The 13,150-nt window shown below is 30.4% G+C and carries 23 protein-coding genes; all 23 read right to left on the reverse strand.

Annotation, left to right across the window (positions count from 1 at the left end):
* Nucleotides 1-40: 40 nt before the first annotated feature.
* The 23 genes from ACE94K_RS15125 to ACE94K_RS15235 all read right to left on the reverse strand — a co-directional run bounded on the left by ACE94K_RS15125 (nt 41) and on the right by ACE94K_RS15235 (nt 13,025).
* A complete protein-coding gene (locus ACE94K_RS15125; protein ID WP_378173985.1) occupies nt 41-1,672 on the reverse strand; it encodes a DUF6304 family protein in 1,632 nt (543 codons plus the stop codon).
* Nucleotides 1,673-1,680: 8 nt separating this feature from the next.
* Nucleotides 1,681-2,238 (reverse strand): hypothetical protein, encoded by a 558-nt coding sequence (locus ACE94K_RS15130; protein ID WP_378173988.1) that lies wholly within the window; start codon nt 2,236-2,238, stop codon nt 1,681-1,683.
* A 15-nt stretch (nt 2,239-2,253) separates the two neighbouring features.
* Nucleotides 2,254-2,781, reverse strand: coding sequence for a DUF4303 domain-containing protein (locus ACE94K_RS15135; RefSeq protein ID WP_378173991.1), 528 nt, complete (start codon nt 2,779-2,781; stop codon nt 2,254-2,256).
* A 364-nt stretch (nt 2,782-3,145) separates the two neighbouring features.
* Nucleotides 3,146-3,310: a hypothetical protein gene (locus tag ACE94K_RS15140; RefSeq protein ID WP_378173993.1), complete on the reverse strand. Its 165-nt coding sequence runs from the start codon at nt 3,308-3,310 to the stop codon at nt 3,146-3,148.
* 18 nt (nt 3,311-3,328) lie between these two features.
* Complete coding sequence (locus ACE94K_RS15145) at nt 3,329-3,835, reverse strand: DUF6678 family protein (protein WP_378173997.1); 507 nt, start codon at nt 3,833-3,835, stop codon at nt 3,329-3,331.
* A gap of 1 nt (nt 3,836) precedes the next feature.
* Nucleotides 3,837-4,220 (reverse strand): hypothetical protein, encoded by a 384-nt coding sequence (locus ACE94K_RS15150; protein ID WP_378173999.1) that lies wholly within the window; start codon nt 4,218-4,220, stop codon nt 3,837-3,839.
* A gap of 5 nt (nt 4,221-4,225) precedes the next feature.
* Entirely contained in the window at nt 4,226-4,525 is a 300-nt protein-coding gene (locus ACE94K_RS15155) for a hypothetical protein (protein ID WP_378174002.1), read from the reverse strand.
* Nucleotides 4,526-4,572: 47 nt separating this feature from the next.
* Nucleotides 4,573-5,199: a hypothetical protein gene (locus ACE94K_RS15160; protein ID WP_378174004.1), complete on the reverse strand. Its 627-nt coding sequence runs from the start codon at nt 5,197-5,199 to the stop codon at nt 4,573-4,575.
* 3 nt (nt 5,200-5,202) lie between these two features.
* Nucleotides 5,203-5,595, reverse strand: coding sequence for a hypothetical protein (locus tag ACE94K_RS15165; protein ID WP_378174007.1), 393 nt, complete (start codon nt 5,593-5,595; stop codon nt 5,203-5,205).
* 53 nt (nt 5,596-5,648) lie between these two features.
* On the reverse strand, nt 5,649-5,954 hold the full coding sequence (locus ACE94K_RS15170) for a hypothetical protein (protein ID WP_378174010.1): 306 nt from the start codon (nt 5,952-5,954) through the stop codon (nt 5,649-5,651).
* Between the two features lie 55 nt (nt 5,955-6,009).
* On the reverse strand, nt 6,010-6,711 hold the full coding sequence (locus tag ACE94K_RS15175; protein WP_378174013.1) for a hypothetical protein: 702 nt from the start codon (nt 6,709-6,711) through the stop codon (nt 6,010-6,012).
* A gap of 12 nt (nt 6,712-6,723) precedes the next feature.
* Complete coding sequence (locus ACE94K_RS15180; protein WP_378174015.1) at nt 6,724-7,035, reverse strand: hypothetical protein; 312 nt, start codon at nt 7,033-7,035, stop codon at nt 6,724-6,726.
* A gap of 5 nt (nt 7,036-7,040) precedes the next feature.
* Nucleotides 7,041-7,268 (reverse strand): hypothetical protein, encoded by a 228-nt coding sequence (locus tag ACE94K_RS15185; RefSeq protein WP_378174018.1) that lies wholly within the window; start codon nt 7,266-7,268, stop codon nt 7,041-7,043.
* 85 nt (nt 7,269-7,353) lie between these two features.
* Complete coding sequence (locus ACE94K_RS15190) at nt 7,354-8,196, reverse strand: hypothetical protein (RefSeq protein ID WP_378174021.1); 843 nt, start codon at nt 8,194-8,196, stop codon at nt 7,354-7,356.
* 74 nt (nt 8,197-8,270) lie between these two features.
* Nucleotides 8,271-8,816, reverse strand: coding sequence for a hypothetical protein (locus ACE94K_RS15195; protein WP_378174023.1), 546 nt, complete (start codon nt 8,814-8,816; stop codon nt 8,271-8,273).
* Between the two features lie 93 nt (nt 8,817-8,909).
* Complete coding sequence (locus ACE94K_RS15200) at nt 8,910-9,413, reverse strand: hypothetical protein (protein ID WP_378174026.1); 504 nt, start codon at nt 9,411-9,413, stop codon at nt 8,910-8,912.
* Between the two features lie 49 nt (nt 9,414-9,462).
* Nucleotides 9,463-9,792 (reverse strand): hypothetical protein, encoded by a 330-nt coding sequence (locus ACE94K_RS15205; RefSeq protein WP_378174029.1) that lies wholly within the window; start codon nt 9,790-9,792, stop codon nt 9,463-9,465.
* Between the two features lie 108 nt (nt 9,793-9,900).
* Nucleotides 9,901-10,353 carry a DUF6210 family protein gene (locus ACE94K_RS15210; RefSeq protein WP_378174032.1) on the reverse strand — a complete coding sequence of 151 codons (453 nt, stop codon included), beginning with the start codon at nt 10,351-10,353 and terminating at the stop codon, nt 9,901-9,903.
* Between the two features lie 75 nt (nt 10,354-10,428).
* Complete coding sequence (locus ACE94K_RS15215) at nt 10,429-11,169, reverse strand: YARHG domain-containing protein (protein WP_378174035.1); 741 nt, start codon at nt 11,167-11,169, stop codon at nt 10,429-10,431.
* A 129-nt stretch (nt 11,170-11,298) separates the two neighbouring features.
* Entirely contained in the window at nt 11,299-11,559 is a 261-nt protein-coding gene (locus ACE94K_RS15220; protein ID WP_378174038.1) for a hypothetical protein, read from the reverse strand.
* Between the two features lie 63 nt (nt 11,560-11,622).
* Nucleotides 11,623-11,976, reverse strand: a complete 354-nt coding sequence (locus tag ACE94K_RS15225) for a hypothetical protein (protein WP_378174040.1) — start codon at nt 11,974-11,976, stop codon at nt 11,623-11,625.
* A gap of 33 nt (nt 11,977-12,009) precedes the next feature.
* Nucleotides 12,010-12,480, reverse strand: coding sequence for a hypothetical protein (locus ACE94K_RS15230; protein WP_378174043.1), 471 nt, complete (start codon nt 12,478-12,480; stop codon nt 12,010-12,012).
* A 56-nt stretch (nt 12,481-12,536) separates the two neighbouring features.
* Nucleotides 12,537-13,025: a hypothetical protein gene (locus tag ACE94K_RS15235; protein WP_378174045.1), complete on the reverse strand. Its 489-nt coding sequence runs from the start codon at nt 13,023-13,025 to the stop codon at nt 12,537-12,539.
* Between the last annotated feature and the right edge of the window lie 125 nt (nt 13,026-13,150).

A 13,150-nucleotide genomic window follows, 5' to 3' on the forward strand; every position in this document is an offset into this window, starting at 1 on the left:
CATCATTCTCTAAAAATTCTAATTTGTAAAGGTCTATTTTTTAAATTTCCGGGAAATGTTCTTTTAGTAAAGGAATTAACTGTTTCCATTCTAATCCTGCTTGCATCAAATCATCGATTTTATATTCAAGTTCATACGGTCTTTCGATTTTATCATTTTTATTATATTCCTCAAAGGGTGTTAAAAACCCATTCATTGCTTGTAACACGTGTACTCTCTCCTCTTTATTATTAACCTCACTGAGCCTTTTTTTTGCTATGATGATACGGAAGCTTTTTAGCGTATTCATACAGAATGGTATTTCTTTTGTATACATTTTTCTGGCATACTCTAGTATGATTTTTTCATAATCATTAATATGCATACTCATCAACGCTATGGCGTCTAAAAGAAATAATTGGGTTCGTGCATGAAATTCTTTTGTGTCATTACGTTTATGTAAGTTGATTACTTGATACAATTCTTCCATATCTTCTAAGAACTCTAAATCATCAAAGTCTATTTTTTCTATTTCTTGAATAAAACGCTTGGGTAAACTATTTAAAAACTGTTGTACTTCGTTTATTTTTTCTGTTACAAAATCTGTATCATTTAATTTTTGAATTTCAATTTTTTCTTCTTCCATTGGAAATAGCTCATCATTAAATGAACTGCACAATTGATATTTAAAATAAATCAACTCTTTTCCTATGCTTAAATACACCAAGGCGTTTAAAAAATGTGGTTTTACTGTTTCGTTTGACCATTGATACTCATCAAAATCCAATTCTAATCGCCATTGTCTATTGCCTCCGTATGAGGAATATTCAAACCTACAAATGATTGGTAACGCGTGGTAGAATTGTCTTTCTTTTAATAGTTGTTCGTATCGGGGATGAATAGCTTGCTTGATAGCAGAAAACTGATTTCGCAAGAGGGTATTCATTTCCTTATAAAACAAGCTATTTTCTGCTAGTTCCATTTCTTCGTTTTTGGAGATTAACTTTCTCCAACTTTTATAATACCAATCGCCTTCTGTTGGTAGTCGATGCTCTGGGCAATCAAAGGTTTCTTGTACCGAAAATATCTTTCCTTCTTGCACTAATTCTGCTGTCCACAAATGTAATAAATCGTGTTTTTGTTGCACTTTTTTGAGTGCTTCTTTTATTTTTTTAAAACAATAGATATTCCCAAACATTCCATTTCCGTAGGGACTGTAATTACTGTACTTACAACTCAAACAAGTTTTCAAATAGATGTTTGGGGGCAACTGATCTTGCAATGCTATTAAAGCATCTTCCATCCATTCTAGTTTTTTTTCAACTGTAAACTCACCAAAAGAAGTTGTTAATTTTAGACAGCTTATTTCGCTATCCAATCCATCAATCGCCGTGGTTTCACCTACTTCTATATGCGCTACTAAGCTTTCTGTAAAGGTTTGATTGGATAGGGAATTGTAAAATTGTGTAGGAATTGTTATAGTAAGTTTAAAGTTGGTTATATCTCCAGAACCATCAGCAAACATCTCGTAGTCGAATTTAGAATCATCTATTTCTTCTGCAGTAAGCATTTCAAAATCTGTACCTTCAAAATCAATACCTCTCAGGGTAAAATACATATCGCTGCCATCAGATTTTATAATAATTTCTTCGGTGCCTCTTTTATCTTGATATGTTGCTGGGTATTCTCTCATTGTATTTTTTATTCTATTAAATAACAGAATCCAATATCAGTAACGGTACTTTGTGTTCCTTTTGCTATTGGATTGATTTGAAACTCAAACGTAGCTTCTTGTTCTCTTTCCTGTAACGTAAAGCCTCCCAAAATAGTAATAGCGTAACAACCGTTTTGAAGCGTAATACTCTGTCTTACACCCATTTTTATGGCCTCTTTTAAACGATTCATTCCATTTTCTAAAGTCCAGTTTTTTAAATAAGGAACAGTCACTAAACAAATTTCATTATTGATTACATTCAAAACATATCCACTCTTTTTAAATAATAAAGTGCTTGTTTCTTTATCAAATTGAGATGTCTGATTATTGGTATTAAAAAAAACAGTGTATGGTTGATTACTAATATTACTCATAGGTATTATTACTCCATTTTGAGTAGCTAATTCAGCACTTTCATTGGTTGTAAAGTCATACATCAAATCGTCTGATAAATTATTTTCTTTTTTAAATTGTAAAAGACTGGCGGGATCCGTTAAAAAGAAATAATCCCAAGTATCGTTTAAGCATTCTACAAATTTTATCATACTATTCTCTAATTTTTATTCCCACACTTTATTTTTATATGCTTGGTAAGCTTCTGCATAAGTGATAGTATTAGTACGTTTTGACCATTTTATCAGATTCTCTTCTGGTTCATCTGTGTCGGATATACTAAATAATACTAAAATGTCTTTCTGTAAGTTATCCTTTAAAAAATTATCATGTTGTAATTCTTCCAATACTTCTACGCAAGTTTCAAATAACTGTTTTTTAAAAGCCTCAAAATTTACATTTTCTCTTAAAACCTCTTTATTTAAAGTTTTACAAATAGCATTTACTTCATCATTTGCTCCATCTGATGTATACCATTCAGCAGGTTCAAATTCATATACTTCTTTATAAACTGGATCTTCTTTTTGCATTTTTTGTAAGTGGGTACTGGTGTTTGTATATGGAACTACTGTCATAGCACCATCATCACTTACCAATGCAAATCCGCAAATTTCTTTTCCGTGTTTTCTTAGATTTTCTAAAAAGGCATTTTTAGTGGCCGTTTTTATTTGCTGTTTCAATGATTCAAAATTCATTTTCAATAGGTTTCTTTAATTCGATTTAGAAAATACTATCATCTTATTTCAACATATAGGTCACATAGTATCTTCCTTTACTATCCTCTTTCATCAAGGTGTCTCTTTGATTAAAAGCGATTGCCATTTTTGTCTTTTGTGTTAGTACAGTTCGTATGGCACCCACCTCCTTTTCTACTACCCAAATAGGTAATTCACTGGCAGAAAATGAATCTAAATAGCATTGGATTAGGCTACCAAACCAACTTGAATCGGCTCCGATCCATAATTTGTTTGTAGGGACTAACCCCCAAGGTGTTTTAGGGCCAAATCCAAAATCAGAATATACTATGGATGTATCTGTTTTTTCATCTATAGCGATGGTTCAGCACTCATAGGTGTCATCAGCTGCTCCATAATCCCAATCTCTCATGTGAGCAATGGGTTCTGGTATTAATAGTGATACCAATTCATTTTTGACAACAAGGTTTGTAATCATCAATAGCTCTTGTTTCACTAATTGTTTTATGTTTTCTGCAGTACGTTTCATTCTTTTTTTTCTTAGGGTTTACTTATAACCATAAATAATTATTGATCCTTTTTCTTCTTCAAAAGGAATATTTAATTTATTGAGTAGTTGAATCAATTCTGCAGTTTCATCTACTATTTTTGGAGGAACTAAACGTCCTATGTTTTTTTTATATTTTGGTCTTATTTCCAACCATTCGATCGTAAAGAATATAGGAAGGCCTTCTTCCCAAAAACTTGACCAATCTCCTAAATAAGCGGGTTCGTTTTTAGAATCATTAAACCTAAACTTGGCTTCATTCCATTGTACTAACTTTTCGTTATACGCAGGTGGAAAAGGTAGAGTTTCTATTCCTTGCTGTAACTGCAACCACTTGGTGTCGTTCATTACTGATGACAACTTTTTACGAGCTACAATTTCGTTAATTTGTTTTTTGAGTTTTACAATATCTTCATCGTTTTCTGTAAGATATTTATACCGCTCAAACAGTGTCATACTTTTCAAGTCTTCAGCGTTATAGAGATTGTATTTGTCTTCGTTTGTCATTTTATACGGTTCTGATTTCATATTCGAACTCCTCAAACTTATATGTTAACCACCCAGCACTTTCTTTACTAAATCCATTTAATATTAATGTTGTTTTTTCTTTAAGGAGGATTTCTTGAATACAATCAAATGTTTCAAGGTTGTTCGTCCAATCTATTTCAAAATAAACTCCTTTCGTAAAGGGATTCTTTGTTACATACTTGATAACGTGTAGTTTTTTCCAGTTTTTTATTGTTATCCGTGTTTCATTATATTTTTCTAAATCACTAATTCTAATGGAACCTTCTGAAACAATATTAATTTCGTCTTTATTTTCTCCAAGTGAAATTTCTTTAATTGGGAAATCTGATAGACTGATATCATCAATTTTTAATTGTTTCATCATATTTGCTATTCCTGATAGTCAAGTATTGTGTACTTATTTTTTTTACTTTCTATATAATCTTTTAAGGGGCTTAGATTTTTCCACATATAACTTCCGTCATACCTACATATGTAAATTCCATCATTTTCAAAACAGATACTAATATTTGGCATTTTACCCTTATTGTCAAGTTGTCTAAAATCCCAGAATGCTTTTGTATTGAACACGTATTTTTTATCAAAAACTTTACTTGTTTCGAGTATACATTTAATTTCTGAAATCTCTTTCTCCGTAAACTTTGCTATTATTTTATATTCAAAACCCATTTCAATTACTATTCGTGTTTCTACTTATTTCGTCCTGTATTCGATCTTTATAAATTCCCATAAACAACTATTGTATCTGCATATCTTAATTGAATATTAAACCATTTAATAAGATCTCTCAAAAACGCTTCTACATTAGGGTTTTTGGTTTTAATTCTGGACATTCGGTTTACAATGATTCGACTGGTTTTGTTATCAAAAAAGTTACTACTAGTAGTACTAAAATGTTTATCGGTTATAGTTCCTTTTTGATCTATAATTGGAAAAACGGATTTAAATGCATCGATAATGTAGTCAAAATCTTTTGTCTGAATAAACAGGCTTCTGTCTCTTGAAGTTACATACGTATCTAACCTTTCATTTTCTGCCCATAGTATGAATCCTATTTTATCAATAGTTTCTTTTGGGGTGGTCGTAAGAAAAAATAGACGTTGGTGAATCTTTTTTATGGATTTCTCTATATCAAAATTGCAGATTTGATAATACTTTTTAGCTATTATTTCATCGCATTCCGCAAGTCTGCATATGGTATTTAGGTTGTTTTTATGAAATTCTTGTTCGCATATGAATACATCACCATCATTTTCCTTTAGCAATTGCATTGCAACGTCTAGAGGAATGGACAATTTTTCTCTTAGTATTTTTAACTTTTGAAGTGTATCTTTTTCTTCCACTGCTTATGGTTTATAAAAGTCAATTTGCTGAAATTTTTGCTGTTTATCAAAAACAATTTGCAGCCCATAAAATGTCCATATTCCTTGATAATCAATTTGATTCCAATCTTTGGGTGTAACAACAAAAGAAAATGAACTATCTATTTCGCTATACATAATTTCTGAAGCGACATTGAAATCTTTTTTTAGTGCGCCCTGAATTGCATCTATCGAATTAGGTGCTTTTGTAATAATTTTTATCGTATTCCGAATTTCTGTAATGGCCTTATCTTTCTTTATAATTCGTTCTATATACGATTGTTTTTCTTTCCATTGGAATAAATTAAAACATAACGATAGTATTAAAAAAGAAACTACTATTATCGTAAATGCCTTCTGCTTACTTTTTTTAATCATAGATAAATATTTTTTTGCTTCTATTTAGATAGTTTTTACAATTCTTTTTTTATTTAATCTCCTAACAATTTTAGGTCAATACCTTTGTTAGAAAAATGGTCTAACCACGTTTTAAACCAAATAATTGTAACTATTTTTGGTTTATCCTGATTAAGATCCGTATCGCTAATCCAAATATCAATGAGTTTTAGAATTACTTTTTGATGATCGATAGACAGTATTGTATCACTATAAGCGTCTACATTTATCCCTGTCTTTTGTTGAAACATAATCAATAGCTGTTCTAAATGAGCATATTTGGTATCATCCAAACCGAATAAATATTCATTATTATCAAGTCTATGAAAGTCTAAAGCCATATATCTGTCTTCTTTTCACGTTGTTATATTCTTTCTTTGATCAATGCACATATTGCTAGAGAGGTTTCTCCCAGATCCATAGTTCTTTGTTGCCAATATAACCGGATATATGATCCAATACTTCATCTATCAAATCATCTACGTTATGAATTCCAAAAGCAATATATACCAATTTGATAGCCAAAACTATATCGTATGCTTTTTGCTGAGAAATTCCTTTTTCTTTAAATGAAATGACACAATTTCGAGCTTCTTTTAAAGTACTGTAAAATTCATAACCATTTATGGTTGTATTTAATATTTTTTGAAAATCGTTTATGAATTCTTGATGTATTGATACTCCTTTTAGTCCTGCTTGATCCATGAATGCCATTACTTCATCCAGATTACTAACTTCACCGTTGATAATTGGTATCTGAATGGATGTAAAACCATTAAAAATACCTGAATTTGACAGCACCAAACTCACTAATTCCTGAAGGGTTTTTAAAGAGATGATTCTATAGGAAGGTGCGTGGTCTATAAAATCAAAGAGAAAATATTTTCCATAAATACAAATAGTAGTATCTATTTTGGTTTCTCTTCCTTTGACAGCAATACCAGAAGGATTGTGAATGGTCAAGGAATTGTTCAAATACAAGTTTTCTGAATCAAAAACCACCCATTTCCATAGCTCATTCACCGTGAAACCACCATCTTCTGTATGCTTTGATGCTTCGACTATTTTCTTAAAAATTGCGGCTAAATTATACTCCATTTTCCAAGTACTTTATTTTGAAAAAATACTTCTTATACCATCAAAAATTTTAAAACAAGTATCTGTATCTAAACCTTCTGGTCTGCTCGATTTCCAATGGCCCATGCTGGCTTGTAAGGTTTGATGCATACTAAACAGTTGGTACACCAGCTTTTTTTCAATATTTTTTTTGTCAGTATAATATTCTTTGATACAATTTAGAGCTTTTAAAAACTCTCTTATTCGTTCTTCTTCTACATCTGCGCTCATTCTAAACAGCACATCCAAACCATTTTTTGCATTAAACTCTTTGTGTATCAATTTTTTGGCCTCCGTAATATCCATTGCGTTTATTTTTTTATCAATTTGTAAACAAGTACTCCTGTCAAAATCAATCCGCAAAGTGCAAGAATTCCGTAAACTTCTTTTGTTTGTTCTTTATAAACAACTCCGTCATCTAAAGATAAAAATGTTCCTTCACTGTTATAATCAAGATTAGCTCTTTGTATATACATCCAAAGGAAAAAAGAGGTGAAACATCCTATTATTAGTAGTATGACGTAGTGTATATATTTCATTTCGTAAACATTTAAGAAAAGGTAAGGATAAAAGTGATTGTTTGCTGCTTGCCGTATTTTAATTGAGTTTTGTTAGGTATGCTACTTATTGCTTTTTGAAATGAATATATTTCTCGCCACAATCATATAATTTCACATAATAATTCATTGCATTGCCATAATTTTGAATTAGTATTTCTTCTGTAGTATAAAGGCATTCAACTCCGATTTTTCGTTTTCCTATTTTCTTCAGTCTTTCATATTCTTTTGATTTTTCGGGATCTTCTTCTGCCAAACTTACATCAAAGTAATCCTCTGCATATTCTATATTCTCCAGGTTTATATACAATTCATCACCTCTGATAAAACGAATCTTACCTTTTAGGTTTCTCTCGCTTGAACTATACTCATAAAAATATGCGCCTTTTGACTTGAATACAGAAAGTGTCAGACCACACATTTCATCATAATATTTTCCTTCTATAGTTGTGGGCAAAGGCTGTACTTCATCTCTTATGATATCCAAGGTTAATGGATATTCTTTTTTAGTTGTGCCACTCACCCACTTACCTTGAATACCAGATTCTTTGATAGTTCCTTTTATCAAAGCAGTGGTATCTTTTTTGAAATCCAATTCATACACTATTAAAGTATCCTTTGTTATATGACCATGTATACTGATATCTATTCCTGTTTTTTCATAATAATAAAATCCTGACACCTTTCCATTTTCATCTTCTAAATGAAATACAACGTCTAAGTTGGTTCCAATTTTGCCTTTGTAGTTACCTAATGAAACTTCTTCGTTTAGTTCTGCTGTGTTTGACTTTTCTATTTCTGAAATTTGATTATCATTAGGCTCGGGTTGTATCGAATTATTAGCATTCTCTTTCTTCTGTGAACAGGAAGTGAATACTATAAAGGTTAAAAGAAATACTATTTTGTTCATTTTTTTATTTATCTCAAAAGGTTAGCTATCTGTGATTTTATACTTATTGATTAATAGGTTTTCTTATTACATAATTATAATAAGTTCATCGTCCTATAGTTACCAAGTTTCCGTTTGCAATGAAAGTCTCTTATTTTAAAAACAAAGAATACATTGTTATCTTCTTCTAACACATTAATTTCATTGACGTTTGAAAGGGTATCATATTCACCTGCGCATTCACCAAAATCCATTTCATCAATTTCTATCTCGAATACTCCTATATTTTTAATAACTTTAATTATTGGTGAACTATATATACCTTGTTTCTCTTCTCTTAATCTATAGTTTTCAATCCTAACCTCGTAATCACCATTAATATCCAGAGTAAAATTAGTTAACATCAGAAACGGAGTTCCCATGGGGATTAAACTCAAAATAATCAAAAAGCCAATGATACTTACATACCATTTAACCCATCTTTTTTTAATAAATCTTACAACTATGATCACAGTCATTAATAGCCAAGTCCAAAAAAGAATTTTATCACTCAATTGTCCGGCAAATGAAATTCCTTTAAGTATATACAAGCAAAATATTGACGCTAGTAAAATTGAAATTGCTATATAGGCTTTTATCATTTCAGTTTATATTTCATTAATCGCATCCGTCATTGATTTATGGATAGTATCTTTTTCACTAATCTTAATTTCAAACCCTGATGAAATCTTATTTTACTTCCAACGATGAGGGTTTTCTGCTACTAGTCCGAAAGAAGTTAAATGAAAATCATTGGTGTCTAGTCCTTCAATATCATTTAAATTTTCAAATGTTAGCTCCACCCCACTATTTAATCGTAAAAGCACTCCTAATGTATCTGTCTTCTTTTTGAAATCGATGTTCTGTGTATTTAATGACTCTAAAACAAACCGTAAATTCAGTTTACCAATATCATTAAAAATCCATTTGTTAAGTTTTAATTGTTTACTATTTTCTAATTTCCCTTCGTACCAATAATCAGAAAATATCAAATACAGCTTTTTATTTTCAAAATGTAACTCAATACCACCATAGGTCCAGATATTTACTTCTTCTGTCAAAAAACTGGCGTCATAGCCATCTGGATCCGGAAAATTATTGATGATCCATTCTTTGGTTTGTCCTAACTTTAAATAATCGAATTTTCCCGTTTTAAAAAACTCCAAAAAATCAACTTCTATGGGTGTTTTTAGTTTCATTTTACCAATTAATATTGACGTTCTACTAGGGTTCGTTTATGTTGTTCGTTTATTTCATAATCAAAAAATCTCCAGTCAATGGTCTCAATTCTTCATTATTAAGTTTAACCTCAGTCCAATACTTTCTTTCATCAGATTCATGATCTTCAATTAATCTATATTCGGAAGATGGTGTTTTTGTAATTTTTTCAGGAATCGTAATGATATTTAAATCTGGATTGATTTGATTATCCATTCCTTTTTTCAACCATTTAATTGCGTTATTAATATTCTTTTTTCTATCTACTAATTCCTTAGTACTATCTATTCGCAATTCTTCAACAATTTTATTTGTTTCAGAATTTAAAAGCTTAATTACGTGATTATAGTTAATTTCCATTTCTCATGTTTAAAAAATAAAGTAATCCATTTCTATGGGGGTTTTTAGTTTCATTTATTTAGAATTACCGATATGACTCTTATATTAGCGAACACTTTAGGACCTCGTTTAATCACTATTAGACCAAGTTAATATTCCGTTTAAAGGATACCCTTTAAATCCTCTTATTAGTGCATTATTAGGGTTGTCAAGTATTTTTATTCTAATCCAGGCCTCGTGGGATTCCTTTAACCTGTTTAAGTCTATTTCGATACATTCATGTAAACCTGATGTAGCCATAATTGCACGTATTGCCTCCACATCTTCAAGATCAATACCTTTGATAGCTCCACTTCCTTTATATTTTGATCCTTGAAAATATGCTGTCAGCTCAATTTCCGGACTTAAAAACTCTTTGGTTTCCATATTATAATCATTTGCTAATGGCATATACACGCCTTCAGTTTTTGCGTGTAAACAAGAAGTCCCTCCTGTTTGGTTAGAAATCATAACTCCTGATGGAAATTCTATAATGAGCCCTAATCCAACTGAATCCCAAATTTGAATCAAAGGTTTATCCATATACAAGTTTTTATTTACTTCTGATCATATTGTAATATTCTCTATTGTTTATAGATCACTTTTCCACCTGTTTTGTTACCTGTTTTCTAATGAACGAATAAGATTAACGTTATGTTCTTCAATAGTGGTCAGGCTTGGATTTCTTGACTTTTCTAATGAGTTATACCAATCTTTTTGAGAAAAATATTTGTCCATTTCTCCACCTTGTATAAAAATATGTCCTTTTCTAGCAAAAATTTCGTTTCTCATAATCTGCAAATCCCCTATTGAAAAACCTTCTAAATCAAGAGGGATTAATTCTATAAAACTTGTCTCAGGATATTTTCCTAAAGGTTTTTTGATAAAACTATGATGATTAAACTGTAGGTAATGCAGTGTTTTACCCTTTTCGACTTCGTTATAAAATGAAGCTAACCCTTTATCGCCTTTTTTTAAGAATAAATTAGAATCATCTATACAGGTATATAATTGATATGATTTATCAGATATGTAAATTTTTCCTTTCTCATACTTAATAGACTCTCGTTCGTTTTTTAGTACCCAATTATCATTTTCCCAATCATAATATTTCGAACAAGCAAATAGTTTACCATTGCTATAAATTATTTTCAATTCGGACTCAGACTCAGAACCCCCAAAATAATAAACACCTTCATAGTCTTCAATTTTGGTATTCTCCATTTTCTTGAGGCTTGAAAAATTAACCTCCTCACTTCGAACGGATACATAAGCATTAAAAATCGTGTCTTTAGTTTGGCAAAAGACACTAGTGATATTTATTACTGTAAAAATGATAGTTGCTGTTATTTTTTTCATTTTTATATTTTTACAATTCAATCTTGAAATAATGTTTTAATACAGATTTTCTATAGGTTAATGTAAATTCTTCTCTTCCATTCATTATTTCAATACCCTTTATGTTGGGTTTCCATTTACTGATTACTTTTACTCTTCCTCTTTAAAATCACTAAGCATTACATCAATTCCTTCTTGGATTTTTCTCTTTTCATCTTTGGTATATGCTTCTAGCTGTAAGGTTAATTCTTGGGCTTCTTTTAATGAGATCTTCTGGTTGACTTGTACAAATGCTACACAACCTAAAAAGGAAATACCCTTATTTTTAAGCTCAGCAACTTTTATTGAAAGAGATTTTACATCCTCAAATTGATACTGTGCAGCTTCTTTTTTTATTTCTTCTAGTTCCATTTTAATTACAGTATTTATTTCTTATTATCAACAATTGCTATTCAAGTTTGGAGATTGGTTTTCTTACGTCAGTTTTAATTCACTTGGAATTAATAACCAAGAAATCCCATCACTTTCCTGTTTAACATGCCAGACAATAATTCCTTTTGTTTTTTTCCAAAATAAAGTCTTCCCATCTTCATCCTTTAGCATGAATGGTGGCACCCACATTAATTCAATATTACCATCTCCAGCCCAACCGAATTTTAAAAATATTTCTTTAGCAATTGCAATATATTCATCTGCATTTTCAAGGCACTTGTTTGGGTTTAAAGTAAAATGTAGATTGTCTATATATTCATACATCAACAATTCGAAATCTTTTAAAGATTCTGGTGAATAATCAATGATTTCAGATTTTTTAATTGTATACGCCATGTATCATTTGATTGGTTAAGTTATTGGTTCGTTTTAGTTTTTCTTATCACTTTGTTTTGTAAAGACTATTGTCTCATCAACTTTAGAGATTAAAAATATTAACTGTTTCGGTTTTCTATACTCAGTTGGTTTTTTCCATTCACCAGAGTACGTAACAGTGTCAACTGAAATGATTATTTTTTCCTTGTCGAAGAATTCATATTTTCCAATTACTGTTGTAAACTTATCATTCCCACAAGGTGCAACATAGCTACTATTAAAAATTATTTTATCTCCAAAACTTGTCAAATTACCAGCAAATTTTCTTTCAATAAACTTTGTTAAATTGTATTGTTTAATGTTAGGGTCTAAGCCTAAAATTCTATCGGTTATCCAAGTTCCATTTTCCAGTTCAGTCTTATAAACATTTTCCAAATTCTTCATTTTTTGTGCTTTTCCATGGAAACTAAAAAGTAAAATTGTAAAAGTCAGTATATTTAGATTTAATAGTATTTTTTTAGTCATTGTATTTTATGTTTTATGTTCACTTCATCACTTAAACTGCTCTTATTTATACCACATCAGGCACAGTACTTTTCTAAATAATTTTCAAACTCCAATTCATATTCCCTTCTGGCAAATTTTAGTTCTGTTATTGGTTTTATTCCGCTGTTTGCTATCTCTTTATCATATTCAAAATCATCATTCTCATAGGTAATCCCTTTCCAGATTATCACATCATCTTGCTTAACTAAGTTACATGAAATCACACCACAATAATCACTACCACAATGGCATCTATACAATACAATACGGGTTGTGTCAAATTGATTGGATGGTTGGTTAATTCCTAAAAACTGAGCAACAGCATTTTTATTAACTTTTGCTCTATCATACTTTGGAAACTTATCTGTATCCATCTCCAGTATATCTAAATCAAAATCACAGTAAGCCAAATCAAACCGATTAATATTTAACAATTCGGACAATGCTTTTCCATCGATAAAAAAGTCGAAACTTATTTTTTTATCATCCTTTTTCACTTCTCTTATCTCAAAATTATTTTTCATTCGTACTTATTCTACATAACAAGTTACATCAGCCTCCTTGTTTACGTAATTTCTTTAATTTGATGGCATTGATATAGTTACTTGTTGTTATATCATATATTTATCTTATAATTCTTCTGTCAATC

It is taken from the genome of Aquimarina besae, assembly GCF_042434905.1.
In the GTDB taxonomy this organism is placed as follows: domain Bacteria; phylum Bacteroidota; class Bacteroidia; order Flavobacteriales; family Flavobacteriaceae; genus Aquimarina.

Excerpts from the sequence above, each read along its gene's own strand:
- ACE94K_RS15125 (WP_378173985.1), bottom strand. The coding sequence starts at position 1,672 with ATGAGAGAATACCCAGCAACATATCAAGATAAAAGAGGCACCGAAGAA.
- ACE94K_RS15130 (WP_378173988.1), bottom strand. The coding sequence starts at position 2,238 with ATGATAAAATTTGTAGAATGCTTAAACGATACTTGGGATTATTTCTTT.
- ACE94K_RS15135 (WP_378173991.1), bottom strand. The coding sequence starts at position 2,781 with ATGAATTTTGAATCATTGAAACAGCAAATAAAAACGGCCACTAAAAAT.
- ACE94K_RS15140 (WP_378173993.1), bottom strand. The coding sequence starts at position 3,310 with ATGAAACGTACTGCAGAAAACATAAAACAATTAGTGAAACAAGAGCTA.
- ACE94K_RS15145 (WP_378173997.1), bottom strand. The coding sequence starts at position 3,835 with ATGACAAACGAAGACAAATACAATCTCTATAACGCTGAAGACTTGAAA.
- ACE94K_RS15150 (WP_378173999.1), bottom strand. The coding sequence starts at position 4,220 with ATGATGAAACAATTAAAAATTGATGATATCAGTCTATCAGATTTCCCA.
- ACE94K_RS15155 (WP_378174002.1), bottom strand. The coding sequence starts at position 4,525 with ATGGGTTTTGAATATAAAATAATAGCAAAGTTTACGGAGAAAGAGATT.
- ACE94K_RS15165 (WP_378174007.1), bottom strand. The coding sequence starts at position 5,595 with ATGATTAAAAAAAGTAAGCAGAAGGCATTTACGATAATAGTAGTTTCT.
- ACE94K_RS15170 (WP_378174010.1), bottom strand. The coding sequence starts at position 5,954 with ATGGCTTTAGACTTTCATAGACTTGATAATAATGAATATTTATTCGGT.
- ACE94K_RS15175 (WP_378174013.1), bottom strand. The coding sequence starts at position 6,711 with ATGGAGTATAATTTAGCCGCAATTTTTAAGAAAATAGTCGAAGCATCA.
- ACE94K_RS15180 (WP_378174015.1), bottom strand. The coding sequence starts at position 7,035 with ATGGATATTACGGAGGCCAAAAAATTGATACACAAAGAGTTTAATGCA.
- ACE94K_RS15185 (WP_378174018.1), bottom strand. The coding sequence starts at position 7,268 with ATGAAATATATACACTACGTCATACTACTAATAATAGGATGTTTCACC.
- ACE94K_RS15190 (WP_378174021.1), bottom strand. The coding sequence starts at position 8,196 with ATGAACAAAATAGTATTTCTTTTAACCTTTATAGTATTCACTTCCTGT.
- ACE94K_RS15195 (WP_378174023.1), bottom strand. The coding sequence starts at position 8,816 with ATGATAAAAGCCTATATAGCAATTTCAATTTTACTAGCGTCAATATTT.
- ACE94K_RS15200 (WP_378174026.1), bottom strand. The coding sequence starts at position 9,413 with ATGAAACTAAAAACACCCATAGAAGTTGATTTTTTGGAGTTTTTTAAA.
- ACE94K_RS15205 (WP_378174029.1), bottom strand. The coding sequence starts at position 9,792 with ATGGAAATTAACTATAATCACGTAATTAAGCTTTTAAATTCTGAAACA.
- ACE94K_RS15210 (WP_378174032.1), bottom strand. The coding sequence starts at position 10,353 with ATGGATAAACCTTTGATTCAAATTTGGGATTCAGTTGGATTAGGGCTC.
- ACE94K_RS15215 (WP_378174035.1), bottom strand. The coding sequence starts at position 11,169 with ATGAAAAAAATAACAGCAACTATCATTTTTACAGTAATAAATATCACT.
- ACE94K_RS15220 (WP_378174038.1), bottom strand. The coding sequence starts at position 11,559 with ATGGAACTAGAAGAAATAAAAAAAGAAGCTGCACAGTATCAATTTGAG.
- ACE94K_RS15225 (WP_378174040.1), bottom strand. The coding sequence starts at position 11,976 with ATGGCGTATACAATTAAAAAATCTGAAATCATTGATTATTCACCAGAA.
- ACE94K_RS15230 (WP_378174043.1), bottom strand. The coding sequence starts at position 12,480 with ATGACTAAAAAAATACTATTAAATCTAAATATACTGACTTTTACAATT.
- ACE94K_RS15235 (WP_378174045.1), bottom strand. The coding sequence starts at position 13,025 with ATGAAAAATAATTTTGAGATAAGAGAAGTGAAAAAGGATGATAAAAAA.